Source organism: Methylophilus sp. TWE2 (assembly GCF_001183865.1).
Lineage (GTDB): Bacteria > Pseudomonadota > Gammaproteobacteria > Burkholderiales > Methylophilaceae > Methylophilus.
Genome location: NZ_CP012020.1, coordinates 2,350,859 through 2,375,570 on the forward strand (window position 1 = coordinate 2,350,859; position 24,712 = coordinate 2,375,570).

Annotated in this window: 21 protein-coding genes, 3 tRNA genes and 1 rRNA gene; 4 read left to right on the plus strand and 21 right to left on the minus strand. The window is 49.1% G+C overall.

Annotated elements, in window-relative coordinates; genetic code table 11:
* Nucleotides 1–110: 110 nt before the first annotated feature.
* The 12 genes from ACJ67_RS11025 to htpG form a co-directional block, all read right to left on the minus strand.
* Nucleotides 111–186: transfer RNA gene (locus ACJ67_RS11025), tRNA-Ala, on the minus strand.
* A gap of 9 nt (nucleotides 187–195) precedes the next feature.
* Nucleotides 196–272 (minus strand) — tRNA-Ile (locus ACJ67_RS11030).
* Between the two features lie 87 nt (nucleotides 273–359).
* Nucleotides 360–1,898 (minus strand): 16S ribosomal RNA (locus ACJ67_RS11035).
* A 329-nt stretch (nucleotides 1,899–2,227) separates the two neighbouring features.
* Nucleotides 2,228–2,304, minus strand: a tRNA-Met gene (locus tag ACJ67_RS11040).
* A 162-nt stretch (nucleotides 2,305–2,466) separates the two neighbouring features.
* Nucleotides 2,467–3,222 (minus strand): DUF4197 domain-containing protein, encoded by a 756-nt coding sequence (locus ACJ67_RS11045; protein WP_049639902.1) that lies wholly within the window; start codon nucleotides 3,220–3,222, stop codon nucleotides 2,467–2,469.
* 133 nt (nucleotides 3,223–3,355) lie between these two features.
* The gene (locus ACJ67_RS11050) at nucleotides 3,356–5,857 is read right to left on the minus strand and encodes a glycogen/starch/alpha-glucan phosphorylase (protein WP_049639111.1); all 2,502 of its coding nucleotides are present in this window, start codon (nucleotides 5,855–5,857) and stop codon (nucleotides 3,356–3,358) included.
* A 302-nt stretch (nucleotides 5,858–6,159) separates the two neighbouring features.
* Nucleotides 6,160–6,669 carry an OmpA family protein gene (locus ACJ67_RS11055; protein WP_053092898.1) on the minus strand — a complete coding sequence of 170 codons (510 nt, stop codon included), beginning with the start codon at nucleotides 6,667–6,669 and terminating at the stop codon, nucleotides 6,160–6,162.
* A gap of 636 nt (nucleotides 6,670–7,305) precedes the next feature.
* On the minus strand, nucleotides 7,306–8,568 hold the full coding sequence (locus ACJ67_RS11060) for an OmpP1/FadL family transporter (protein ID WP_049639904.1): 1,263 nt from the start codon (nucleotides 8,566–8,568) through the stop codon (nucleotides 7,306–7,308).
* Nucleotides 8,569–8,862: 294 nt separating this feature from the next.
* Nucleotides 8,863–9,057 carry a phage tail protein gene (locus ACJ67_RS15125; protein WP_197080606.1) on the minus strand — a complete coding sequence of 65 codons (195 nt, stop codon included), beginning with the start codon at nucleotides 9,055–9,057 and terminating at the stop codon, nucleotides 8,863–8,865.
* Nucleotides 9,054–9,320, minus strand: a complete 267-nt coding sequence (locus ACJ67_RS15130; protein ID WP_197080607.1) for a phage tail protein — start codon at nucleotides 9,318–9,320, stop codon at nucleotides 9,054–9,056. The genes ACJ67_RS15125 and ACJ67_RS15130 overlap by 4 nt, the downstream gene beginning before the upstream one ends.
* A 95-nt stretch (nucleotides 9,321–9,415) precedes the next feature.
* Entirely contained in the window at nucleotides 9,416–10,186 is a 771-nt protein-coding gene (locus ACJ67_RS11070; RefSeq protein WP_049639112.1) for a TIR domain-containing protein, read from the minus strand.
* A gap of 353 nt (nucleotides 10,187–10,539) precedes the next feature.
* Nucleotides 10,540–12,453, minus strand: coding sequence for a molecular chaperone HtpG (htpG, locus tag ACJ67_RS11075; RefSeq protein ID WP_049639113.1), 1,914 nt, complete (start codon nucleotides 12,451–12,453; stop codon nucleotides 10,540–10,542).
* Between the two features lie 254 nt (nucleotides 12,454–12,707).
* Between htpG and ACJ67_RS11080 the strand changes: the two genes are divergently transcribed.
* On the plus strand, nucleotides 12,708–13,340 hold the full coding sequence (locus tag ACJ67_RS11080) for a hypothetical protein (protein ID WP_049639114.1): 633 nt from the start codon (nucleotides 12,708–12,710) through the stop codon (nucleotides 13,338–13,340).
* 923 nt (nucleotides 13,341–14,263) lie between these two features.
* Here the strand turns inward: ACJ67_RS11080 and ACJ67_RS11085 are convergent.
* The gene (locus ACJ67_RS11085) at nucleotides 14,264–14,950 is read right to left on the minus strand and encodes a hypothetical protein (RefSeq protein WP_049639115.1); all 687 of its coding nucleotides are present in this window, start codon (nucleotides 14,948–14,950) and stop codon (nucleotides 14,264–14,266) included.
* A 153-nt stretch (nucleotides 14,951–15,103) separates the two neighbouring features.
* Between ACJ67_RS11085 and ACJ67_RS11090 the strand changes: the two genes are divergently transcribed.
* Both ACJ67_RS11090 and ppx read left to right on the plus strand, forming a co-directional pair.
* Entirely contained in the window at nucleotides 15,104–15,376 is a 273-nt protein-coding gene (locus tag ACJ67_RS11090; RefSeq protein WP_049639116.1) for a hypothetical protein, read from the plus strand.
* A gap of 18 nt (nucleotides 15,377–15,394) precedes the next feature.
* Nucleotides 15,395–16,873, plus strand: a complete 1,479-nt coding sequence (gene ppx, locus ACJ67_RS11095; protein ID WP_049639117.1) for an exopolyphosphatase — start codon at nucleotides 15,395–15,397, stop codon at nucleotides 16,871–16,873.
* Nucleotides 16,874–16,917: 44 nt separating this feature from the next.
* Here ppx and ACJ67_RS11100 read toward each other — a convergent pair whose 3' ends face one another.
* Together ACJ67_RS11100 and ACJ67_RS11105 are read right to left on the minus strand one after the other, a co-directional pair.
* Nucleotides 16,918–17,163: a hypothetical protein gene (locus ACJ67_RS11100; RefSeq protein WP_049639118.1), complete on the minus strand. Its 246-nt coding sequence runs from the start codon at nucleotides 17,161–17,163 to the stop codon at nucleotides 16,918–16,920.
* A gap of 49 nt (nucleotides 17,164–17,212) precedes the next feature.
* Nucleotides 17,213–17,833: a ParA family protein gene (locus ACJ67_RS11105; RefSeq protein WP_049639119.1), complete on the minus strand. Its 621-nt coding sequence runs from the start codon at nucleotides 17,831–17,833 to the stop codon at nucleotides 17,213–17,215.
* Nucleotides 17,834–17,974: 141 nt separating this feature from the next.
* On the opposite strand from ACJ67_RS11105, the gene ACJ67_RS11110 reads away from it, so the two are divergent.
* Nucleotides 17,975–18,433, plus strand: a complete 459-nt coding sequence (locus ACJ67_RS11110; RefSeq protein WP_049639905.1) for a hypothetical protein — start codon at nucleotides 17,975–17,977, stop codon at nucleotides 18,431–18,433.
* 52 nt (nucleotides 18,434–18,485) lie between these two features.
* Here the strand turns inward: ACJ67_RS11110 and ACJ67_RS11115 are convergent, their stop codons facing one another.
* From ACJ67_RS11115 to fba, 6 genes are all read right to left on the minus strand, one after another.
* Nucleotides 18,486–18,950, minus strand: a complete 465-nt coding sequence (locus ACJ67_RS11115) for a histidine phosphatase family protein (protein ID WP_049639120.1) — start codon at nucleotides 18,948–18,950, stop codon at nucleotides 18,486–18,488.
* A gap of 9 nt (nucleotides 18,951–18,959) precedes the next feature.
* Complete coding sequence (gene ppk1, locus ACJ67_RS11120) at nucleotides 18,960–21,002, minus strand: polyphosphate kinase 1 (RefSeq protein WP_049639121.1); 2,043 nt, start codon at nucleotides 21,000–21,002, stop codon at nucleotides 18,960–18,962.
* Between the two features lie 66 nt (nucleotides 21,003–21,068).
* A complete protein-coding gene (locus ACJ67_RS11125) occupies nucleotides 21,069–22,613 on the minus strand; it encodes a cryptochrome/photolyase family protein (protein WP_049639122.1) in 1,545 nt (514 codons plus the stop codon).
* The gene (locus tag ACJ67_RS15135) at nucleotides 22,610–22,771 is read right to left on the minus strand and encodes a DUF2256 domain-containing protein (protein ID WP_082164015.1); all 162 of its coding nucleotides are present in this window, start codon (nucleotides 22,769–22,771) and stop codon (nucleotides 22,610–22,612) included. Before ACJ67_RS15135 ends, ACJ67_RS11125 begins: the two co-directional genes overlap by 4 nt.
* A 3-nt stretch (nucleotides 22,772–22,774) precedes the next feature.
* Entirely contained in the window at nucleotides 22,775–23,599 is an 825-nt protein-coding gene (gene tpiA / locus ACJ67_RS11130) for a triose-phosphate isomerase (protein WP_049639123.1), read from the minus strand.
* A gap of 72 nt (nucleotides 23,600–23,671) precedes the next feature.
* Nucleotides 23,672–24,706, minus strand: coding sequence for a class II fructose-bisphosphate aldolase (gene fba / locus ACJ67_RS11135; RefSeq protein ID WP_049639124.1), 1,035 nt, complete (start codon nucleotides 24,704–24,706; stop codon nucleotides 23,672–23,674).
* Nucleotides 24,707–24,712: the final 6 nt, after the last annotated feature.

Consider the following 24,712-nt stretch of genomic DNA (forward strand, 5'->3'; position numbering starts at 1 on the left):
TTAAAGAGCAGTCTTTAGTTTTTTAAACTATCGTTTAAAAACCAGAAGCAAACATTATTCATACAACACTTGCTTCTAATCTCTAAACTGCAACAAAGATACCAAGTCATTGGTGGAGGATGACGGGATCGAACCGACGACCCCCTGCTTGCAAAGCAGGTGCTCTCCCAGCTGAGCTAATCCCCCAATATTCGGTGGTGGGTCTGGTTGGGCTCGAACCAACGACCCCCGCCTTATCAAGACGGTGCTCTAACCAGCTGAGCTACAGACCCTAAGGCGGTTTGCCTAAATCTTTGTTGCTGCTTAAATTCAAGATGACTGATAAGCGTGAATGCTTGAAGCCGAGTGATCTTCTCTAGAAAGGAGGTGATCCAGCCGCACCTTCCGATACGGCTACCTTGTTACGACTTCACCCCAGTCATGAATACTACCGTGGTAATCGTCCCCCTTGCGGTTAGACTAACTACTTCTGGTAAAACCCACTCCCATGGTGTGACGGGCGGTGTGTACAAGGCCCGGGAACGTATTCACCGCGACATGCTGATCCGCGATTACTAGCGATTCCGACTTCATGCTCTCGAGTTGCAGAGAACAATCCGGACTACGATCGGCTTTCTGAGATTAGCTCCCCCTCGCGGGTTGGCAACTCTCTGTACCGACCATTGTATTACGTGTGAAGCCCTGGCCATAAGGGCCATGAGGACTTGACGTCATCCCCACCTTCCTCCGGTTTGTCACCGGCAGTCCCATTAAAGTGCCCAACTAAATGATGGCAATTAATGGCAAGGGTTGCGCTCGTTGCGGGACTTAACCCAACATCTCACGACACGAGCTGACGACAGCCATGCAGCACCTGTGTCCACTTTCCCTTACGGGCACCTAATGCATCTCTGCTTCGTTAGTGGCATGTCAAGGCCAGGTAAGGTTTTTCGCGTTGCATCGAATTAATCCACATAATCCACCGCTTGTGCGGGCCCCCGTCAATTCCTTTGAGTTTTAATCTTGCGACCGTACTCCCCAGGCGGTCTACTTCACGCGTTAGCTGCGTTACTCATGGATTTTACTCCACCAACAACTAGTAGACATCGTTTAGGGCGTGGACTACCAGGGTATCTAATCCTGTTTGCTCCCCACGCTTTCGTGCATGAGCGTCAATATTATCCCAGGGGGCTGCCTTCGCCATTGGTATTCCTCCACATCTCTACGCATTTCACTGCTACACGTGGAATTCTACCCCCCTCTGACATATTCTAGTCTTGTAGTTTCAAACGCAGTTCCCAAGTTGAGCTCGGGGATTTCACATCTGACTTACAAAACCGCCTGCGCACGCTTTACGCCCAGTAATTCCGATTAACGCTCGCACCCTACGTATTACCGCGGCTGCTGGCACGTAGTTAGCCGGTGCTTCTTATCAAGGTACCGTCAGCCTCACACAGTGTTATTGTGTAAGTTTTCTTCCCTTGCGAAAGAGCTTTACAACCCGAAGGCCTTCTTCACTCACGCGGAATGGCTGGATCAGGCTTGCGCCCATTGTCCAAAATTCCCCACTGCTGCCTCCCGTAGGAGTCTGGACCGTGTCTCAGTTCCAGTGTGGCTGGTCGTCCTCTCAGACCAGCTACTGATCGAAGCCTTGGTAGGCCATTACCCCACCAACTAGCTAATCAGATATCGGCCGCTCTTATAACGTAAGGTCCGAAGATCCCCTACTTTCCCCCTCAGGGCGTATGCGGTATTAGCTAATCTTTCGACTAGTTATCCCCCATTACAAGGCACGTTCCGATATATTACTCACCCGTTCGCCACTAATCCCCCTAGCAAGCTAAGGTTCATCGTTCGACTTGCATGTGTAAAGCATTCCGCCAGCGTTCAATCTGAGCCAGGATCAAACTCTTCAGTTTAATTCCTAACTATTACTTTTTACCTCTTTACAGAGGCGGTATTCGTTTCGCTTATATCTCAAATTCATTTCAAGGTATGTGTGTAAACTACACTGTACATACTTGTCATAAATCTAAGTGTAAAGCATTTGTATTTTCTGAGTTTCTACGCATTAAATGCGCTTCACTCAACTACAAACACCCACACTTATCAGTCATCCTAATTTTTAAAGAACAGGGCCTCGAAGGCCTTTCGCTTAACGTTTCGTTTCAAGCGAAGCGCGCATTATACAGAGGTTTTTCGTTCGGTCAAGCATCAAATTCATTTAATTTTCAAACGCATTTTTGCTTGGTTGCGGGAACAGGATTTGAACCTGTGACCTTCGGGTTATGAGCCCGACGAGCTGCCAGACTGCTCCATCCCGCGTCCGAATCGACTTCTAAAACATGTGTTGCGTCGAGAGGTGAGACTATAGCAAAGAATGAAAAGCGCTGTCAACACCAATTGCGAAATTATTAAAGAGCCTCACAATCCTCTAAAAACAAAAGCCGCGTTAATCGCGGCGTCTATAGACTCAGTTAAAGATGATTATTTGACAGCGCCAAATACTTTCTTGAGCAGACTACTGGCCTGCCCCATGGGATCCTGGCGAATCGCGACCTCTTCCTTGGCGATCATCAGGTAGACGCCATCAAGTGCTTTTTGTGTGACATATTGATTGATATTAGCGTCTTCTTTTTTAATCACACCAAACTTACTGCCCATTTCGGCATATTTGTTATAAGTATCGGCCAACTGCACGTTGGCTGTCGCCTTTTGCACAATCGGCAGAAACTTGGCTGCCATGTCCGTCGAAGTAGTCTTCTTGAAATATTGCGTGGCGGCATCTTGCGGGCCGGTGAGAATGTTCTTGGCATCGGTCAAACTCATTTGCTTCACTGAATTGACTAGCAGAGTTTTGGCTTCAGGCACGGCCTGTTCGGCAGCGCGGTTCATTTTAAGCACCAGTTCATCGGCCTGCTTACCCATGCCTATCATGCGCATGCCTTTTTCTATTTTTTTCAATGACTCTGGCAGCGGGATTTTAACTTCACTGTTGCCCATAAACCCGTCAGTGGCTCCCAGCAAGTCCACCGCTTTGGAGACTCCCTGATTCAATGCAAGTTTAAGGCCATCACTGGTTTCCTTGTCGCTAAGGCTACTAACAGCACCATTGCTCCCAATGCTGCCAGTATTTGCACCGCCACCCACCTTTTCAACCATCTCACCCAAGCCTTTGAGATCAAGCGCTTGCACATCGGTGACTAACAAACCCGCCAACACTACCCACACCGTTCTTTTCATCATTGTTTTTCCTTGGCAATCTATATTTAGCACACACTAACCCGGCACCGCACGCGGTTTAGTGTACCCATAAAGCACAAAGCAAGTCTAGGACTTGCTTTGTATGCTACCGATTAAGACAGGCTTTACTAACTCAGGCCTTAAATGGTGAGACTTTCCAAATGCGCTGGGCGTAATCGTTGATAGTACGGTCGCTTGAAAATTTCGCCATCCGTGCCACATTCAAAATAGCCATGCGTGACCAGGCCTCTTCATCCTGGTACAACGCGGCCACTTTTTCCTGTGCCGCGACATATGCAGCATAATCTGCCAGCAACAGGTATTGATCACCCTTATGCAGCAAGGTATCGACAATCGTCTGATAGCGATTGGGCTCTTCTACAGAGAAGTAACCATTCCCTATCATGTCTATCACCTGTTTGAGCTCGGCATTGCCGTGGTAATAGTCCCATGGGTTATAACCGCTGTTTTTTAATTGCGCGACTTCAGGGGTGGTCAGGCCAAAAATAAAGATATTTTCGTCGCCAACTTCTTCCATGATTTCGACGTTTGCACCATCCAGCGTGCCTATGGTTAGGGCGCCATTGAGTGCCATCTTCATATTACCGGTGCCACTGGCCTCGGTGCCTGCCGTCGAAATCTGTTCAGATAGATCAGCGCCTGGGAACAATATCTCCGCTGCACTGACTTCATAATTAGGATAAAACACCACTTTTAACTGGTCGTTGATGGCTGGATCATTGTTGATCATCACGGCGACATCATTAATGAGGCGGATAATCTGCTTGGCAAGCCAATAGCCAGGCGCAGCCTTGCCGGCAAAAATGACGACGCGTGGCGTGTGCTCACTGACTTGGCCGCTACGGATACGGTTATATAAAGTGATCACATGCAACACATTCAGCAGCTGCCGCTTATATTCGTGTATGCGCTTGATCTGTACATCAAACAAAGCATTGGCGTTAATGGCAATGCCTGTTTTTTGCAATATTTTGTCCGCCAGCCTTTGCTTGTTGGCTTTTTTGACCTCGCGGAAGGCTTTTCTGAAAGCCGCGTTATCTGCCAGGGGTTCAACCTTTTTAATCAGTGCCAAGTCTTTTTGGAAGCCGGAACCAATATGCCTGGTCAACAGTTCAGTCAATAAAGGATTGGCCTGGTTTAACCAGCGACGTGGCGTAATGCCATTCGTGACGTTGGTAAACTTGCCCGGATAGATCTTGGTAAAGTCGGCAAATAGGGTCGTTTTTAGCAACTCACTATGCAACTCGGCCACGCCATTCACCGTGTGGCTGCCAACAATGGCCAAGTGCGCCATACGTATCCGACGGCCATGCGTTTCATCAATAATCGAAACCCGGCTCAACAATCCGGTATCCCCCGGGAAATGCTGATTCACCATTTGCAAGAAGCGGTGATTGATTTCGTAAATGATTTCAAGATGGCGTGGCAGCAATTGTCCAAACATCTCCACTGGCCAGGTTTCCAATGCTTCCGGCATCAAGGTGTGGTTAGTATAGGCAAACATGCTGGTAACCAGTTTCCAGGCGCGATCCCATTGCAAGTGATAGTGATCTACCAATTGATGCATCATCTCAGCGACAGCAATTGCCGGGTGTGTGTCATTGAGCTGAATGGCCACCTTATCGGGCAAGGTATTCCAGTCAGAATTGTAGTTGGTGAAGCGATGCAGGATGTCCTGTATGGAAGCCGACACAAAGAAATATTGTTGTTTCAGACGCAATACCTTGCCAGACTCCGAAGTATCGTTTGGATAAAGGACCTGCGAGATCGTCTCCGCACCATGTCGTCCTTCTACCGACTTTTCATAATTACCCTGGTTAAAAGAGGCCAGGTCAAACTCGTTAGTCGCCTTGGCGGACCACAAACGCAGATTATTCACTGTCTGCGTATCGTAGCCGGGCACTGGCACATCATATGGCATGGCGACAACACTCTCATGATCCACCCAATGATGTTCTACCCCATGCTCGGTATGCACATGCAACACCCGTCCATAAAACTTTATTTCACAGGCGTGCTCAGGCCGCTGTATTTCCCAGATATTCTGGTAACGCAACCAGTTATCAGGGTTTTCCTTCTGTTGGCCGTTCTCTATAGTCTGCCTGAACATGCCATAGTCATAACGGATACCATACCCGGTCGCCGGAATATCCATGGTCGCCATGGAATCGACAAAGCAGGCCGCCAGGCGACCCAACCCACCATTCCCCAGGGCCGCATCTGACTCCATCTCGGCCACACCTTCCAGCTTCTGACCAATCTCCTGCAGGCCGTCGCTTAGATCGGGTGCAATGCCCAAATTCAGTGCGGCATTTGACAACATACGGCCAATCAAAAACTCCAGGGATAAATAATAAACGCGCTTGGTATTGGCATCGCGATAAGCGTCGCGTGTATTCACCCAACGACTCATCAAATGGTCACGCACAGTAAACGCAGCCGTTTGGTACCAGTCCCGTGCCGTGGCCCAAGAGTTTGATTTACCAATAGAAAAAGTCAGGTGGTTACGCAGTGCCTGCGTAATCGGCAGCTGTTCAAGCAAAAATTCTTCAACGGCTTGGGCGGTTTCGGGTTTATCAGCTTCTTTACGTTTTTTATTCACATTGGCAGTCATTCATCTTCCCCTGGCGTTAATCAGAAACTTGCTCTAACTAAGTGAAAAGCAAAAAGCAAGCCTACAACAAGAATATGTCAGACAGAATAAAAACCACAAGATTCACGTCGTGGCTTTTGATTATAACGCCACGTCTTGACCCTACTGAAAAGTTTTACAATCCTGCGACCTTATTCTTGTATCAACATCATCCCCTCAATATGAGGGGAAAATTCCGTTTCTGCAAAGGTCTGAGGTTTACAATAAATGGGGTGGCTTATTTTTGGTTAACTAAATAAACCAGTCCCTCATTTAAAGCAGTCTTATTTCACACCATAATTGATATCCACCCGTCGATCCATTTTATGACAACGCTCGTCAGGGCAATCCCGGCTGGCAAACTCGTTACCATAACTCAAGGTTTCCAGCTGCGCATTCTTCACCCCTTGGGCATTAAATGCATTTCTGACAGCCACTGCTCGACGCATCCCGAGATCTTTGTTGTACGCTGGCGTACCCCGCTCATCTGAGTGACCTTGCAATAAAATTTTGCTTTGTGGATGGCTGAGCAAATATTTAGCATGAACGGCTATCAGGTTTTTATATTGCGGATCAAGGATATCTTTATCGTAATCGAAATAAATTTGGCGGTTTGAAAGATAAGCACCATATATTTTATATGGCCGACCTTCATCCTTCTCACCCACCACATGCTCTGCTGCCGCCTCTTGTTTTGAGGTCGGATCGCCAGTATGTGATAAGTTAGTAGGGGTACTTTTACACGCCGTTAAAACAAACGTCAGGGCAACAATTTTCCAAATGGATGCATGCATCACTTTCTTCTCCTTGATTCTTAAAATTTATTGAAAGCGCCGTGGCAATCACCACGCATGAGGTTAATGACCATTGCATTGCTTACTAGGAGGAGGCAGTCTTGGTATCAACCTTGGCAGGCTAACGAATTTGTAAAGATTGATTTATCAGAAAATTTCTTCAAACCATGTAGGAATTCCTTTCTAACTAAAATGGCTTGCGTCCCGCCAGCATGATGATTGATGCTCAGGCAGAAAGATGTGGAGATCAACCTTGTCCTACTTTGAAATAAGATTAAACCGGATAGGCATAAAACTTAGGGTGTCGTTAAATATCTGTACATCCTGCAAAGTCAGGACTTGAGATTGAAGAACTCACTTAATGAAAGGACCTATCATGAAAAAATTCATATTTTTATTAGCACTGACAGCCATTGCACGCAAAGTCATGGCTAAAGTTAAGGACGATAAATCCTGTTGTGCGGCTGAATCCAATGCACAACCCACTCCTTGATATCACCATGAGCGATTAATTGCTTCATACTAAAAAACCCGCGTCTGCGGGTTTTCTCGTTTATGGCATATAGTGCGCTTAATCTGTCATTGTCTCATTGCCATTGTCGTTACCGGCTTGGAGCTTTTCTACCAGCCTGTGGCTTAGTTTAATTTCCAGGTGTAAGCGATGCCCAAGGCGTCTTGATACATTTTGAGGTTTGCCTCACCGCCGCCAAAACCACTGGGCGGCACTCCAGGCGGAATCGAATTTTGCCCCCGCACAGTATTTTCAAAAGCATGCGTATAAGCAAACGAGACTTCAGACTGCGGACTCAAGATCCAGGTCGCCCCAATCGAGAGGTGAGCTTTCACCACACCAGGCGCCAGAATATTAAACAAGGTATCGCCACTTCTTATCGGCTGGTCTACATGGTTGTATCCCGCGCGCAAAATTAAATCCGGGCTATATTGATACAAGGCACCGATCTTATACACCTTGGCATCCTGCCAGTTAAATCCGGCGCCATTATCATTCCCCAAGCCATTGTTCAGGTTAGATAAAGAAGCATTACCAACCGCATCTACCTCACCGTAATTAATACGCTGAAAATCTGCCGCCAACGTCAATGCCGGTGTCACCTTCACGGCCACCCCTACCCCATAAGTAGAAGGCACATCAAAGTCGCCCTGCTCGGCAAACAAGCCTTTGTAATTATCAAAGCGGCTCATGTAGGTGCGGCTCTGGTATGTCGCACCCAGCGTCAAGTTATCAGTGATCTCACCCAGCCAGCCGATATGCACGCCCGCGCCGTATGAATCATCATGGCCATTATTCGTTAGATTGGCCGATGAACTACTCGCATTGCTAAAATTTTGCAGCCCCTTGGCTTCAAAACGCTGATAGGCCAAGTTCAAAGACACACCTAGCGTGTGATGCTCTTGGAACTTCCAGGTGACCGTAGGCGCCACAAACACCTGCGCCAAGTCGACCCCAGTGCGGCGTCCATTGTTATTAAAAAGAGGAATGCCGTTTTTATAGTCGGTATTCATACCACCATTACCATACACACTCACACCCAGCGTCACATCGTCCGAATACTGTGTGTTATAGCCAAACTCAGGAATAAAAAAATTCTGGCTATCGTTGCCCTTGTAAGTGCCATCAAACCCAAATGCATTGCCTTGAATTTCAGTTTCACGCACAGGCCTGAACCAAGTCACGCCTGCATCTACACGACTCCCGACTTTACCCATGCCCGCCGGGTTAGTCGCCGCGGCCAGCGCATCTTGCGGCAACGCGATGCCTACCCCACCCACGCCTTGAGAGCGCACGCCATACCCATGAAAAAAATAACCATCAGTCGCCCACGCATTACCAAACGAAAAAGCGATTACTACCGGAATAATCTTTGACCACTGACGCATTTTCAATCCTTTAATCACCATATTGGATTGAAATATAACAAGCAATCTAAATTCCAATAAATAATATATGAAAATATATTTATAACTTAAAAATATAAAAGCCCGCAATGCGGGCTTTTATAAATGAAAATCCTATCGGCCTTAGTAGTATGAGCAAGGCATTGCTCACGCGTGACAATACAAAATACGCTCCAACTATCCCCAAACCCAACACCTTCAAATGCTAAGGTTTTGTATTGCCCAATGTGTTAAATCCGGCAAAATTGGCAATCAATGATGCCCCTTACTTGGCTGTTAAGGTGCGTTTGCGATTGTCAGGCCTTCGTGTGCCACTTCGATGGATTCAATGGCCACTTCGTTACCGTCTGTTTGTAAATCAGTGGCGGTGATCTTAGTCGGCCATGCGTTAGTCAAGGTCCAAACCATGGTAGGCTTGCCTGCCTCATCAAGGAGGCTAATCGTGACAGGCCCTCGTTTGATGGTGTTCATTTTGACCTGATTAAACCACTCCCAGAACTTGTGATCAGATTAAAAACACCTTTTTTCATCGTGATATTGCCGTATTTTTTGATTCCCGGCATCTTGATTGTCGAAAACACCGGGCTGTCGCCACTTCGGTACTCAATCACCTTCGTTTCCATATCGAGCCCTGACACCTCCTGAAATAAAATCACCTCAGAATCCCATTGCACCTGGAAGTAAAATTTTGGCAGAGGCCATACACCAGATTGTTGCGAGCCATCATCAGCCATGTTGTTTCTCCGTGAGCAGTTGAACGCGTGGGCATCTTGCCCACCCTACTAGACTATTGGAAACTTATGTTTACTCTGGCTTCAAATGCATTTATTCATTCGCCCAATTTAGCGCGTTCAAAGTTTGCAGCGAGCTCTTTTAGAGTGCTTCTCGGCAGGCGTCCATTAAATCTGTCCACAAGCATCTCCAAGGGCATGCCTGCCTTTGCCAACGCCATTGCTTCTTCATGAATCATGCTGATCGGCATTTCCATGTCTCGCATACGAGAGCGTTCAGTCTCATGTTCAAGGCGCCGAATTCTTGAATTTAGCATTCTCGTATTCTCCAGAATCTCACCCAAGACATCTTCTTTCGGACGAGGCTTCGACGGAGGTTGTGCTTCGGTAGTTGCAAGAATGTCCGTAAAGCGGCGTTCGAACTGAGGCCAGTAGGTATCAAAAACCTGTTCAAGAATCCTGTTATCTAAACCATTGTTCGCTAAGGTGCTGTTCAGGGTTTTCACTAATCCAAGCACGCTTTCACGAGTAGGGAAGGTATGGTTGAATTGAGCTAATGGGTCTTCAATATCTTTTGGCTCTAGATCAACCAACAAGGTACAGACACGCGATGTAGAAAGCCCCTTGGCAAGAGCACCAGCCTCAAATAATATCCAAGGTCGCTCTTTATTCTCTTGCGTAAGACAGATAATGCCCACCGTTGTATCTTTCAGTTGGTCATTTATTTCACCAAACCAGAGTGAACCACGATCAAGGTCTCTTGTGGAAATCCAAGGCCGAGAGGCTTGGATTACACAGCAAAGCCAATCACTAAGTAAATTCGCTACTTCTTTACTTCTCTGACCAGACCAGCTAAGAAAAACCTTCATGCTTGCTACTCCCAAATGAATCTAAAGTTCAAAATAAACGGTCTACGCAACTTTTCGCGCAGGTCAGATTGATGGATATGTTCGATTATCTAGATTAAAAACAGGTAGAGTGCTTCAATCAGCAAAAGCAAAGATCTCTGCTGACTTATTTACATCCTTTAAATAATGCCATAAGCATCAAGAAATCAGCAAAAAATCTTTTCTTAATGTTAATAGAAATTTTTGAAAGGTGTCAGAAATGACAATGGATACCCGCTTTCGCGGTTATGACGAGCATTAGAAACTCTTTTGACATACAAAATAAAAAAGCCACCTAACTCCGGTGGCTTTCTCATCGCTGCTAATTAAAACAATTACAGAATCAAACTATTCATTCGCTTCACAAAGCTAGCAGGGTCTTCCAACTGACCGCCTTCTGCCAACAGCGCCTGATCAAATAACACATGCGCATAATCGGCAAACTTGGCATCGTCGCTTTCCGCTTTCAGCTTTTCAACCAAACGGTGGGTCGGGTTTATCTCTAAAATCGGTTTGGTATCTGGCGCTTTCTGGCCAGCGGCTTTGAGAATACGCGCCAGGTTACCGGAGAGGTCATGCTCGCCTGCTACCAGACAAGCGGGTGAATCGGTGAGGCGATGTGTCACTTTCACTTCTTTCACGGTCTCGCCCAGCGCTGTTTTAATGCGCTCAACCAGGTCTTTGGCTTGTTCTTCGACTTGTTTTTGGGCTTCTTTGTCAGCTTCGTCTTCCAGCTTGCCGAGGTCCAAATCACCCTTGGCGATGGATTGCAGTTTTTTGCCTTCAAACTCGGTCAGGCTGCCCAGCAACCATTCGTCTACCTTGTCGGACATCAGCAATACTTCAATGCCTTTTTTGCGGAAGATTTCGAGGTGTGGCGAATTTTTCGCCGCAGCAAACGTATCGGCAGTGATGTAGTAAATCGCTTCTTGCTCGGGTTTCATGCGCTCGATGTAGGCTTTGAGCGAAACGTTTTGCTCTTCAGTATCCGCATGGGTAGAGGCAAAGCGCAGCAATCCGGCAATCTTGTCCTTGTTGGCAAAGTCTTCGCCCGGACCCTCTTTCAGCACGCGGCCAAACTCGTTCCAGAACTTGGCGTAGTCTTCTGGTTTGTTTTCTGCGACGTCTTCCAGCAGGCTCAATACTTTTTTCACTGAGCCGTTTTTAATCGCTTCAACATCGCGGCTATCTTGCAGAATCTCACGGGAGACGTTTAATGGCAAATCGGCAGAGTCAATCACGCCGCGCACAAAGCGCAGGTATTGCGGCATCAGCTTTTCGGCGTCTTCCATAATGAATACGCGCTTCACATATAGCTTGATGCCCTGACGGCGATCGCGGTCGTACAGGTCAAACGGGGCTTTGCTCGGCACGTAGAGCAATGAAATATATTCTTGTTTGCCTTCTACGCGACTGTGGGTATACGCCAGTGGATTTTCGTAATCGTGCGAAACGTGTTTGTAAAACTCGTTGTACTCTTCTTCAGTGATATCGCTCTTGCTGCGTGCCCACAAAGCTGAAGCCTTGTTGATGGTTTCGTCTTCGTCGGTGGTGACCATCTGGCCGCCTTCACCGTTCTCGCCGTCTTTCCATTCAGACTTTTTCATGACGATAGGCAAGGTGATATGGTCAGAATACTTGCGGACGATGGTTTTCAGTTTCCAGTCATTGAGAAACTCATCTTCACCTTCACGCAGATGCAGAATCACCTCAGTGCCGCGCCCGGCTTTTTCCGTGGCTTCGATGGTGAAATCCCCTTCGCCGCTGGACTCCCATTTAATGGCTTCTGTTTCGCCTGCACGACGTGTAATCAACGTGACTTTGTCGGCAATGATAAAGCTGGAGTAAAAGCCCACGCCAAACTGGCCAATCAAGTTGGCGTCTTTGGCCTGGTCACCGGTCAGGTTCTGGAAAAACTCTTTGGTGCCAGACTTGGCAATAGTGCCGATGTTGTTGATGACTTCTTCGCGACGCATACCGATGCCATTATCAGCAATGGTCAAAGTGCGTGCGTCTTTATCAAAGGAAACTCGAATCTTCAGTTCACTGTCATTTTCATACAAACTGCCATTGGAAATCGCCTCAAAACGTAACTTGTCTGCGGCGTCAGAAGCATTGGAGATCAATTCACGCAATACAATTTCTTTATTGCTATACAGTGAATGAATCATCAATTGCAATAATTGTTTGACCTCAGCCTGAAAGCCCAAGGTTTGTTTAGATTGCGATTCTGCGGTCGCTGTCGTCATGACTATTCCTCCAAAAAACGGGATTAACACAAAAATTTACGTTTAGATGGGGAAACAAAAACCGTTTTTCAAGAGGGGAGATTGTGTTTTGGGGTGGCACGGGCGGAAACTCTCATTAGAGCAGGTTGAAGCGGGAGCGCATCTGCACAGAAATAGTGTGATTGGCGCTTTGTTTCGGGCTTTAAATCACTCAGTCCAGCATGTTTTTTGCTAGTTATTTTATGACCCCGTCTGTTAAGCAATAGGAGTGAATCATGAACATTTTTCACACATTGATTGAGCAAATGCAAGTCATGAAACTGCCGCTCACGGCAGTCACGCTGACTGCGGTTCCGCGGGCAGATACCCCTCTACTGCTCATGCTGCATTGGCACGGCTTCCGCAAACAGCCCACCTCCGCCTTACCCATGCTTAAACCCGTGCTACAGCCTGTGCCCGGCTCTGCACTACAGATCAACGACCGCTGGCGCCAGCCTGAAATGGTTGAAGAAGCCGTGCTGGATGCGGCATGGCAACTAGGCGCCTGGGATGTGCAACGCGAAGAACACCGCGCATGCACCTATGTGGGCGCCAGCGAGCAGGAAGCCTTGGCTTGCAAACAGGCTTTTGGTAAATACGACGAAGAACTCGAAGATGAGCTATTAGTGAGTGAAGCGCCTGACCGTGACGAAATGTTGCACCTAGGTGCCAAGGTTGGGTATATCCGCTGGCAATTCAGGCCCGTGAATGGCGGCGTGTGGCAATCGACAGCAGAAGATGACACTTTGCTGGAAGATGGAAGAAGGATTCCGCCGTGCCCGATTCGGCCATTGGCACTAAAAGGGGGCAAGTTGAGTAAAACGGCGTTTAGGTTGGGGCAGATTAATCGGATTATTTTGTTGAAATAATTTTTCGGCACCCTTAGCAACATAAAAGATATTTCTTTCGCCTGTAGGCGACCATTCTTTCTTATGCTTATCCATAAGAAAGAAGGCAAAGAACAAGACACCCTAGCTTCCGCTTATTTCCTGCGTTGCTCATCAAAATAAGCGCTCGCGAAACTCATCCTAGTGGCCTGCACACAACGCAGGCCACCGCGGGATTCGGACAGCCGCTCGCTTAATCTTATTTTGCCTGCGCTACTCGGCGCGGCAGATAGGGGCCCATAAAACCCCACGCGTGCCCTTTAGTGAAATTCTTTGCATTGCATCACGCTCGATCAAAGGTGTCACAAAAGAATTAACCAAACTGTTTATTGAAGCTGAGTCATAAAGAAGTTTTCTAGCGCCCTGAATTTAACATACCCAACGAACGCTTCATCGTGATGGGTTTAAACGGGCCCCTATCTGACGCGCCAAGTAGCGCAATCAGCGTGGGAGTTTTCGGCCATTGGCTGTTCGAGTTCCGCAACAAGCCACGAAGTGTGTGGCTTGTCAGGGCGAGTTTCAATGGACGCCCACGCTGATGAGCAACGCAGGAAACAAGCGGAAGCTAGGGTGCACTTTCTTTTGGTTACTTTATCTTTGGGCAAGCAAAGAAAAGTAACTCGCCTACAGGCGAAATAGAAAGGTGGATCGAGGCAGAATTAGCAAAAAGTACTTGCCGCAAGCTTTGCAGTCAGCTCTTCGATTGTTCCAAGTAGCGTATCAACCTCGCCTAGACTACCCCTTTCAGGGCGCACTGGTTTCTGCATAAGCCAGCCGTTCCGCAGGCACAGAGCATGCTCTGTGAAATCCCTGCTACACCCTCCGCCGGAATGACGACTTATGGCAGGGAGCTTACTTTTGCAAAAGCAGCTGTTAGGCATGCTCTGCTAAACCCCTGCTAATCGCTACGGCGTCCACCTCACCCCAATCGACAACCATTGCGTCTGGCTACTCCCATTCACCTGCTGCCCTACCGTCCCATCAATCTGAAACACGTCCGGCACAAGTGAGTAGCGCAACCCCACTTGATAAAAAGGATTTTGCGTATCATCACCAAACACTTCGGCAACCCCTTTAAAGCGCCCCGCCAGCTTGAACTCGGAGCCTAAGCCCATATTCAACTTGTTGCGATCTTCTTGGCGGTCACGCAGCATGCCGATGTTCACATGGACAATCACATCATCGTCTCTCATGGAGAACGACACCGGGATATATAAATAAGTATTACCGAGCTGGTTAGGCCCGGTCTGGATATCCGGATGCATGACGCGCCCAACTGCCAAGCCCACTCCCCAGCCATTGGTTTCCAGCGGTTTGAACAAGGTTTTGAATTGGGCCACCCAGTCCTCGGTACGGTAGTTGTCATCCCTGTTATGGTAGGTGCCGCCACCCAGGGTGATTTCAAAATTTTCACCCAGATTGCACGCAGGCAAGGCCCATAGCTCTTGTCCGCCCTGGTAGCTACGCATCCAGCTTTCAAGCTGGCAGCTGTGCGCATTGGTCAGGCGAGCATCATCGGTCACCAGCGGACGGGCGGCATGGGAAATCTGGGGAATCCAGAGCAAAAAAATCAGGGAAAGTAAGCGCTGCATGTTGTTGTATCTTTGTTTTTGATGATGTTATTTTCACCAGATGACGGTTTGATGAAATCCTGCGCAACGCGCTGCCTCAATTTCATATTAGTTTCACTGGCCTCTGCCAACATAACAATTTATACTGTTTAAAGAATGTCTGGGGAGGCAATCATGGCAACTATTGAAGTGACTGAAACCAGTCCTAACTCGTTTTCTGTCACCGTGCATGGCTCGCATGTCACCACGCACCAGGTCAGCGTCAAGCCTGATTATGCCAGTGAATTGATCGGTGCGACCCAAAATATTGCTGAACTGGTCAGCGCTTCTTTTAAGTTCCTGCTCGACCGTGAATCAAACACCAGTATCTTGAGAAGTTTTGATTTAAGCGTGATTGAACGCTATTTTCCTGAATACCCCAAGGCCATTAACCGCTATCTTAAGTAACCCATCCTGTATTATCGCATGCTAAAAATTACCCAAGACACCCAACTCGCTGCTGTAGATTTGGGTTCCAATAGTTTTCGCCTTGAAATCGGGCGTGTTGTCGATGGCCAGATCCTGCGGGTGGATTACCTCAAAGAAGCCGTCCGTCAAGGCGGCGATCTTGATGAAGACCGCAATTTGAAACCACAGGCATTTGAACGCGGCCTGAAATGCCTGGCACGTTTTGGTGAGCGCCTAAAAGGCTTTCCGGTTGAGCATGTCCGTGCGGTTGCGACGCAAACCTTGCGAGAGGCCACCAATAGCGAAGACTTTATCAAGCAAGCGCAAAAAGTCCTGGGCTACCCGATAGAGATTATTTCTGGCGTGGAAGAAGCGCGCCTGATTTACCAGGGCGTGAGCCGCATGTTGCCGCAATCGGATGAAAAACGCTTGGTCATTGATATTGGTGGTCGCTCTACTGAGTTTATCCTTGGCCAACACTTCAAAGCGAATGTCACCGAATCCTTGCGCCTGGGCTCTGTCGGCTGGTCACAAAAATATTTTGCTGACGGCCAGTTTAGCGAGCGCAACTTCGAACGTGCAGAAATCGCTGCCGAGTCTATCATCGACATGATTGCCAGCCGCTACGTTGGCCAGTCAGAAGTCGCCTATGGCGCATCGGGCACAGTTGGCGCTGTGGCGGATGTACTGGCGGGTGCTGGCTTTGCGCCTGACCGTATTGAGCGCGCCCAGCTGGAATGGCTGAAGCAGACGCTGATCAAAGCCAAAACACCTGACCGCCTCAATATGGAGGGCCTGAAAGACGACAGGCGTGCTGTCATAGGTGGCGGGCTTGCCATCCTCACGGCGGTGTTCGACACCTTGCAAATTGACACATTGATGGTTGCCAACGGCGCCCTGCGCCACGGTGTATTGTATGACATGCTCAGTAGCGACCATGCGACTGAAGATTTGCGTAACTTGTCGATTGCCAGGCTATGCAAGCAGTTTGGTGTAGAAATGGAGCATGCCAATAATGTCAGCAAGGCGGCTTTGTATTTTTATGATGCCATGCAGGCCAGTGATACACACAAACCGTTATTGCACTGGGCGGCATTGTGCCATGAAATCGGCTGGGCCATCTCACATACCGACTGCAATAAACACGGCGCCTATATTCTGGATAACACGGAACTGATGGGGTTTGCCCAAAGTGAGCTGCATACCATCAGCCTGCTGGTGCTCGGCCATCAGGGTAAATTGCGCAAGTTACCGGCAGACTTTGATAACCAGGACCTAGTTTGCCAATTGATGGCATTAAGGCTGGCTGTGATTTTCTGCCATTCGCGCCGGATGCCTGCGTTGAAACACTTGCAGTTAGAACGCCATAAACAGCAGTTCGTCCTGATACTCTCATCGCAATGGGCTAACCAGCATCCGCAAACACATTATCTGCTCGAAGAAGAGTGCTTGCTTTGGCAAAAACTGGGCTGGCAACTCGAGTTACAACTGACCTAAAAACAAACACGGGCCGATTGGCCCGTGTTTGTTTTTAACCAGCTTTAATCTTTTTTCTTCTTTTCGCGTTTCTCGTCCTCTTCACGCAGTTTGGCTACTTTTTCGCGCCACTCGTGCAATTGCTCGTCCTCAATTTCCAGTTGCAAGGCCAATGCCTCTTCCTGGGAGAGTTTTTCCTTAATAAAGCGCTTAGGCAGTTTTCCGCCCATGCGGGACAAAATACGCTCAGCCTCATCAGAACTTAGTTGTTTTACTTTTTCCAGGTATTCTGGATTGACCTTGTCTTTCATTAGGACTCCCTTTGATTGTCTGTTGACGGCCTGTTACCACAGGCTTGATTTAACTGTTTTGTAAAATCCAGTCCGTGACCGGATTCCACTGGGCAATGTCGACTTCTTTTAACGTACTCGACAATTCAAAAATACTGAGGCCTTCCTCGGCAGCAGTCACATAAATCTGTGAGGCGCGCAGCATGGAAAGCACGGAAAAACCGGATTCATCCATAAATGCCAGCAAGCGTTCGGCAGACCGTGTGCGGGGCATGACTCGCATGCCGACCAGGCCAACAAACGTTTTATGTTTGCGCACCGCTTTTTCTTCAGCCAGCAACTCTAAAAAGTCTTGCGTGGCACCAATATCAAACGCAGAAGGCGCCACCGGCACCAGCACCAAATCAGCCTCGGTCACGGCATCAGAGATTTTCTTGTCACGCAAGCCACCGGGTGAATCAATAATGACCCAGTCTGCTTTTTGCAACGCAGATTTACCCAGGTCTTCGGCATTGAATACGGTTGCCACATGTTGTGGGCGACGCGCCAGCCAAGCCGCAGAGGATTGCTGTCTATCAATGTCTTCCAACACTATTTTGTGACCCAGTTGCGCCAGGTAGCCAGCAAGATTTGTGGCCAGAGTGGTTTTGCCGCAGCCTCCTTTGGTATTTGCCACCAATACCCTGCGCATCTCATACTCCCCGATTGAAGGTGTTGAATTTTGTCATGAAAAGCAGCCTCTATAACACCATAAGAATATGAAATTTTTATGACAATTGACGTCTCAAAAAAACGGTATAAACTGTTTTCACAACATCAACAGGAGAGATTCATGGCCAGCAAACCGGGAGCCAAACCTTCATCGGCAAACAAGACAACCACAACGGCAAAACCAGTGGCAGCCAAACCTGCTGCGCAAAAAACAGCTGCCGCAAAACCGGCAGCCACAAAGCCGCCTGTCGCAAAAATAGCACCGAAAACCCCAGTGGTTGCAAAAAAAGTCTCTACCGCACCTGCGATCAAAGTAGTCAATAAATCGGCAGCGGTAACAGAAAAAGACAAGGCTAAAACCAGCAAAGTCAAAATGGAACGTGACAGTTTTACCATGCCCAAAGAAGAGTATGCACAGATTGCCACATTGAAAAAACGCCTGGAAGGCCTGGGCAAACCAGTTAAAAAAAGCGAACTGTTAAGAGCAGGTTTGAAGCTGCTTTCCGCCATGGATGATGCCAGTTTGAAAACAACCATGGCAACGGTACCTACCATTAAAACCGGCAGACCGAAAAAGTGATGAGCGATGTGCGTTATCCGCATGAAGCATGCTGATTGACGCATCATCCCCATTACTCAATCAAATCAGGGCTTTGCACACTATATAATTTGTAGGGCGGCCCTGATTTCGGCAAGCGCAACCACCAGACGGCACCTTTTTTGATACTGATCTGCCCATCGGGCATGCCTAGGCCATGCGCGGCCAGTTCACCTATCCAAGGCTGGTGTCCAACCAGCATGACCGATTCAAACGGACTTTGCGCGAGCAACTGTAATAAGGGTGCCAGAGGCCTTTCCGGCGCCAAGCGGTTATCTTCCTGCCAGTCATCGCCCCAGTAAGCAATCGTCTCGCGAGTACGTACCGAGGGGCTCACCAACACATAAGTTTGCCTGGGCAAATATTTCTTCAGCCAGCCTGCCATTTGTTTCGCCTGTTTGTGGCCTTTTTTTGTGAGCGCACGTTCCAGGTCTGATGCACCATGCATCAGCACTTCTGCTTCAGCATGGCGCCATAAAATCAGGTTTCTGACAGACATAATGATGTATTACATGGAATGGTATTGTTGCAGTAACAAGCGCTGGCAAGACAGCGGCTCGGCATCGCCTGATTGCTCTGCGACTGGGATATATTGGCCGTGTTCTGTGAGCTGCCAGGCATCTTTGTTGTCCTGCAGGTATAGCTGCAGGCTTTCCTGATAAATCCGCTGCTGCATCGCAGGATCTTTAATTGGCCATGCCAGCTCTACGCGGCGCACCATATTGCGGCTCATCCAGTCTGCACTTGAAAGCCACATCTGCACTTGACCATCCAGCTCAAAATAAAATACGCGTGAATGCTCAAGCAAGCGCCCAACAATAGAGCGCACTCTGATGCGCCCATTCACCACCGGTGAGTCGACTGGCAGAATGCACGCTCCCCGTACAATCAAATCGATCTCGACGCCAGCAGCGGCGGCTTTCATCAAGGCATTGACCAACGGCACATCTGTCAGTGCATTCATTTTGGCAATCACCCGGGCAGGCTTACCCAGCTTGGCGATGCGCTGTGCCTTGATCAATTGCCTGATCATGCTGGCTTGCAAGGTAAACGGGGCAACCAGTAAATGTTTCATGGCCGGGATAGGCAACTCACTGGTCAGGTGGCGGAAAACCGCCTCCATTTCGCGTGTCAGATTGGCGTCTGCAGTTAACATGCTCCAGTCGGTATACAGGCGGGTGGTTTTAGGATTGTAGTTACCGGTAGAAAGATGGCCATAGCGGTGGATAGCTTTACCTTCACGGCGCATGATCAGCAGCATTTTGGCATGTGTTTTCAGACCCACCACACCATACACCACCTGGGCTCCCACGGACTCTAGCGCCTCGGCCCAGTTGATATTGGCCTCTTCATCAAATCTCGCCTTGAGCTCCACCACCACCAGGACTTCCTTACCTCGGCGGACCGCTTCTTGTAGCAAGCGCAACATACGCGGATCAGCACCTGTTCGGTAAATAGTCATACGGATGGCTAACACATGCTCATCCTTGACCGCTTCTTCCAGTAACTGGATGACCACCTCAAAGCTCTCATAAGGCTGGTGAATGAGCAAATCTTTTTCGCGCATCTGCGCCAGTAGGGAAAGATTCTTTTTGATATGCTGTGGCCAATGCGGCTGGAAAGGCACAAATTTAAGATGGTCACCCTTAGCCATGTCTGGCAGCTGGATCAAGCGCCCAAGGTTTACCGGGCCATTGACCCGGTAGAGCGCTAGTGGCGGCAAATTAAACTGTTTCAGCAGGAACTCGGCCAGCGTGTCATCGCACTCCTGTGTGACCTCCAGCCGGACGGCTTCTCCATATTGGCGGTGCGCTAACTCTTCGCGCAATGCCGTACGCAGGTTGATCACATCGTCTTCATCGACTTCCAGGTCACTGTTACGTGTGACGCGGAATTGTGAAAAATGCAGGATCTTGGCGCCCTGGAACAAGACTTCCAAGTTAGCGCGGATAATACTGGTCAGCGATACAAAGCACTGATCGCCCTTGCTGATAGAGGGTGGCAACTGGATCAAGCGCGGCACCACGCGCGGCGCCCGGACAATGGCAATCTTTTCTTCACCGTCCACCGCAATGCGCACAATAAAGTTAAGCGATTTGTTGGCCACTTGCGGGAACGGATGCGATGGGTCCAGCGAGACCGGCATCAAGAACGGCAGCACTTCACGTTTGAAATAGTTGGCGACCCAGGTGGTTTGCTCTGGCGTACGGACAGTGCCGGATACCAGATGCACGCGCTCTTTGGCGAGTGCCGGCATTAGGGCGTCATTGAATAACTGATATTGCTGTGAGACCAGGCCATGTGCCATTTGCGCCACCTGTTCGCAGGTGGCCGCCGTGACCGGGCCACTGGTAACGCCCTGCTGATACGCTTCCATCTGTAATGGCATGCGCACTTCAAAGAACTCATCGAGATTATTAGACACAATACATAAAAAACGCAGGCGTTCCAGTAGCGGATAGTCTTCACGTTGCGCCAGGGACAATACACGTGCGTTAAAACTGAGAATACTGAGGTCTCTATCGAGCAAGGCAGGCGTATTATTTTTCATGGCGATTATTGTATCGGCTGAACTGGCGACTATTGTGACAGTTTTGTGAATTTAGCAGATTGCGCATTACAATTGATCGAGGTGCTGCAATCTTAGCGTGGCCATGTCATTGATGGCAGAACGCTCGTCTGCTGAAAGATTAGCCACATGCTTGACCATGAGCCGCGTACGCTGGTTACTCGCCAAACTGGCCTCGTGTTTGATGAGAAATGCCCAATAGAGCGTGGTAAATGGACACGCATGCTCACCCGTCTTTTGCTTGGGATCATAGCGGCAGCTTTTGCAATAATTGCTCATGCGCTGAATGTAAGCCCCGCTTGCTACGTAAGGTTTACTGGTAAAGCGCCCACCGTTGGCATACAAGGCCATGCCCATCACATTTGGCAGTTCCACCCACTCTACGGCATCGACATACACCGCCAGGAACCAGTCAGAAACTTGCTGCGGTGACAGCTGTGCCAAGGTCGAGAACAGGCCGATGACCATCAGGCGCTGGATATGATGGGCATAGCCGGTACGCAAGGTCTGGCCGATACACTGCGATAAACACTGCATATGCGTGTCTCCCGTCCAGAACCAGACTGGTAAATCCCGCTGATGCTGGAAATAATTTGCCGACTTAATTGCTGGCATTTCCAGCCAATACACGCCGCGCACAAATTCACGCCAACCCAATATCTGGCGGATAAAACCTTCGACACACCCCAGCGGCGCGTGCCCTGCGAGATAAGCTTGCTCGGCAGCTGCAATCACTTCTCGCGGGTTAAGCAATTTAAGGTTCATTGCAGAGGCCAGCAATGAATGCCATAAATATGGCTGGTCTTGCCACATGGCGTCTTGATATGGGCCAAACAGTGGCAACTTTTCCGCAATAAAGTGTTGCAGCAAATCCAAGGCCTGATCGCGCGTGACTGGCCAGGCAAACAGATCCAGCGCACCCGGATGCTGTGCAAACCGCTCCTGCACCAATGCCATCACTTCTTGAGTCACTGCATCCGGGCTAAAGACTGGCGGCGGCAACAAATCCTGTGGTCCCTGCTTGCCCAAAGGTTGACGGTTATCGTGATCGTAGTTCCAGTCCCCACCTGCTGGTGCGTCGCCTTCCATCAGAATCTGGTGTTTTTTACGCATGCCACGGTAAAAGAACTCCATGCGCAAAGAAGGATTTTTATCGCCATATTTGGCCGCCCAGCGTTGGAATTGGGCCCGGCTGCACATAAAATGCGTGTCTTCCAATACCTCCAAAGACGTTGAGTGCTGGTCTGCCACAGCTTGCAAGGCCTGCCAAACCCGCCAGTCGCCAGGCTCGCAAACCTTCATCGCAGAGGGGCTATGTTGCAACAGCATGGCCTGCCAGACCGCTGACAGGTTTGGGTAGGCATGTTCATTGAGTTTGAAATAGGTGAGCGGCAGAGACTGCGCTTGCAAGTGGGCGGCGAAATGCCGCATGGCTGAGAGAAAGAGAATAATGCGCTGCTTATGTGCCCAGACGTGCGTCGATTCCTCCTCCACTTCGGCCATCACAATATGGTCTTGGGCAGGATCAAACCCCTCCAATGCAGGATTATCCAGCGTGAGCTGATCGCCAAGGATGATAATGAGGTGCCTCATGCTGCGATCATTTTGGAGGCACGGCGGCAGCGTTCAGAGCAATACTTCACTTGCTCCCAATTATTGGCCCATGCTTTTCGCCAGGTCATGGGCCTGCCACATTGCTGGCAGCTTTTTGACGGTAAACTACTTTTATTGCCTTTGAATATGGATGTCATGCCTCAAATGACTGGCATGACGGGCGAGGGTTCCCTGAACGCTGTTTTTTGCATGTAGCAACGGCTGGCAATTCTGCAGATTTCGACAAAATCTTCTGCCACTAAAGCTGCGCGCCCCAGCAAACCACCATCGATATCCAGCATACTGAGCAGGCTGTGCGCGTTTTTTGGGGTCATACTGCCACCATAGACAATACGGATACGATCTGCAAACTCGCGGTCGCGCTCTGCGATCATCATGCGGATAAAAGCGTGCATGCGTTGCGCCTGTTCCGGACTGGCGTGCTCACCTGTCCCAATCGCCCACACTGGCTCATAGGCAATGACCATATTAAATTTTTTGGCCAGCGCAAACGCTTCATCATCCAGGCCGTAGACGACATTCAGCATCTGGTTGCGCACAATCAGTTCAGCCATATTGCCATCGCGCTCATCCTGCGTTTCACCGACACAGAAAATAGGCGTGAGCCCGGCATGCAGGGCATTAAGCAGGCGTTTGGTGGCGACCTGGTTACTTTCGAGCTTGAGGGCGCGACGCTCAGAATGGCCAATGATAGTATAGGTGCAGCCAAATTCGGCCACCATTTTGGCTGAAATGCAGGAGGTAAAAGCGCCTTCGGTGAATTGGCTGACGTTTTGGGCGCCCCAGGCAATATGGGAATCTTGCAACAGGGTTTGTGCCTGGAACAGGTATACATAAGGTAAACACACCGCGGCATCCACGCCAGGTAGATCGTGCAACTCTTGCTTGAGACGATTTAGAAGGCCTTGATTTTCAAGCAGGCCGCCATGCAGCTTCCAGTTACCAATGACTAATTTTTGTCGCATGATGAAATTCCTTTACTCATGCCCCCTCGATTATCATTATTTTCAGGCTGTGTTTTGTATTGTCAGCCAGTGTTAATAAATGGCTGCCATTTTTTCCAGTGGAACAACCTTTATCTTACTCGCTTGTCCGGCACTACCAAAGGCCTCGAAGCGTTCTTTACACAAATGCTGCGCTGCAACAGTCGCTTCTTTAAAATATTGTCGCGGATCAAACTGCTCCGGGTGCTCCGCCAGATGGGCACGGATGGCGGCGGTCATGGCCAGGCGGATATCGGTATCAATATTGACCTTACGCACCCCGTTTTTAATCCCTTCGACAATTTGCGAAACCGGGACACCGTAAGTTTCCTTGATATTGCCGCCATAGTGCCTGATTTGTTCCAGCAAGGATTGCGGCACACTCGAAGACCCATGCATCACCAAGTGCGTGTTAGGGATTTTGGCATGAATTTCCCGGATGCGTTCAATCGACAGCGTATCCGCTGAAGGTGGGCGCGTGAATTTATAGGCGCCATGACTGGTGCCAATGGCAATGGCTAGTGCGTCGACTTTGGTCGCTTCGACAAAAGCAGCGGCTTCGTCGGGGTCGGTCAGCAATTGGGATTCATCCAGCTTACCTTCTGCCCCTACCCCATCCTCCTCGCCTGCCATGCCAGTTTCAAGCGAGCCGAGCACACCAAGCTCACCTTCTACCGAAACCCCCACCGCATGGGCAAACTCGACGACACGACGCGTGACATCCACATTGTAATCATAACTGGCTGGCGTTTTATGATCTTCTTTCAAAGAGCCATCCATCATTACGCTAGAAAACCCGCTACGTATCGCCATCTGGCAAATCTTGGGCGAGGTGCCATGATCCTGGTGCATACAGACTGGAATATGCGGATATTGCTCAATGGCAGCTTCTACCATTTTGCGCAAGAATGACTCACCAGCATAGCCTCTTGCACCAGCCGACGCCTGCAAAATCACCGCACTATCGACTTCATCGGCGGCTTTCATGATGGAGAGTATCTGCTCCATATTATTGATATTGAATGCCGGGTAACCATAACTATGTTCCGCAGCGTGGTCCAGCAACTGCCTGAGTGAGATCAATGCCATGTAACA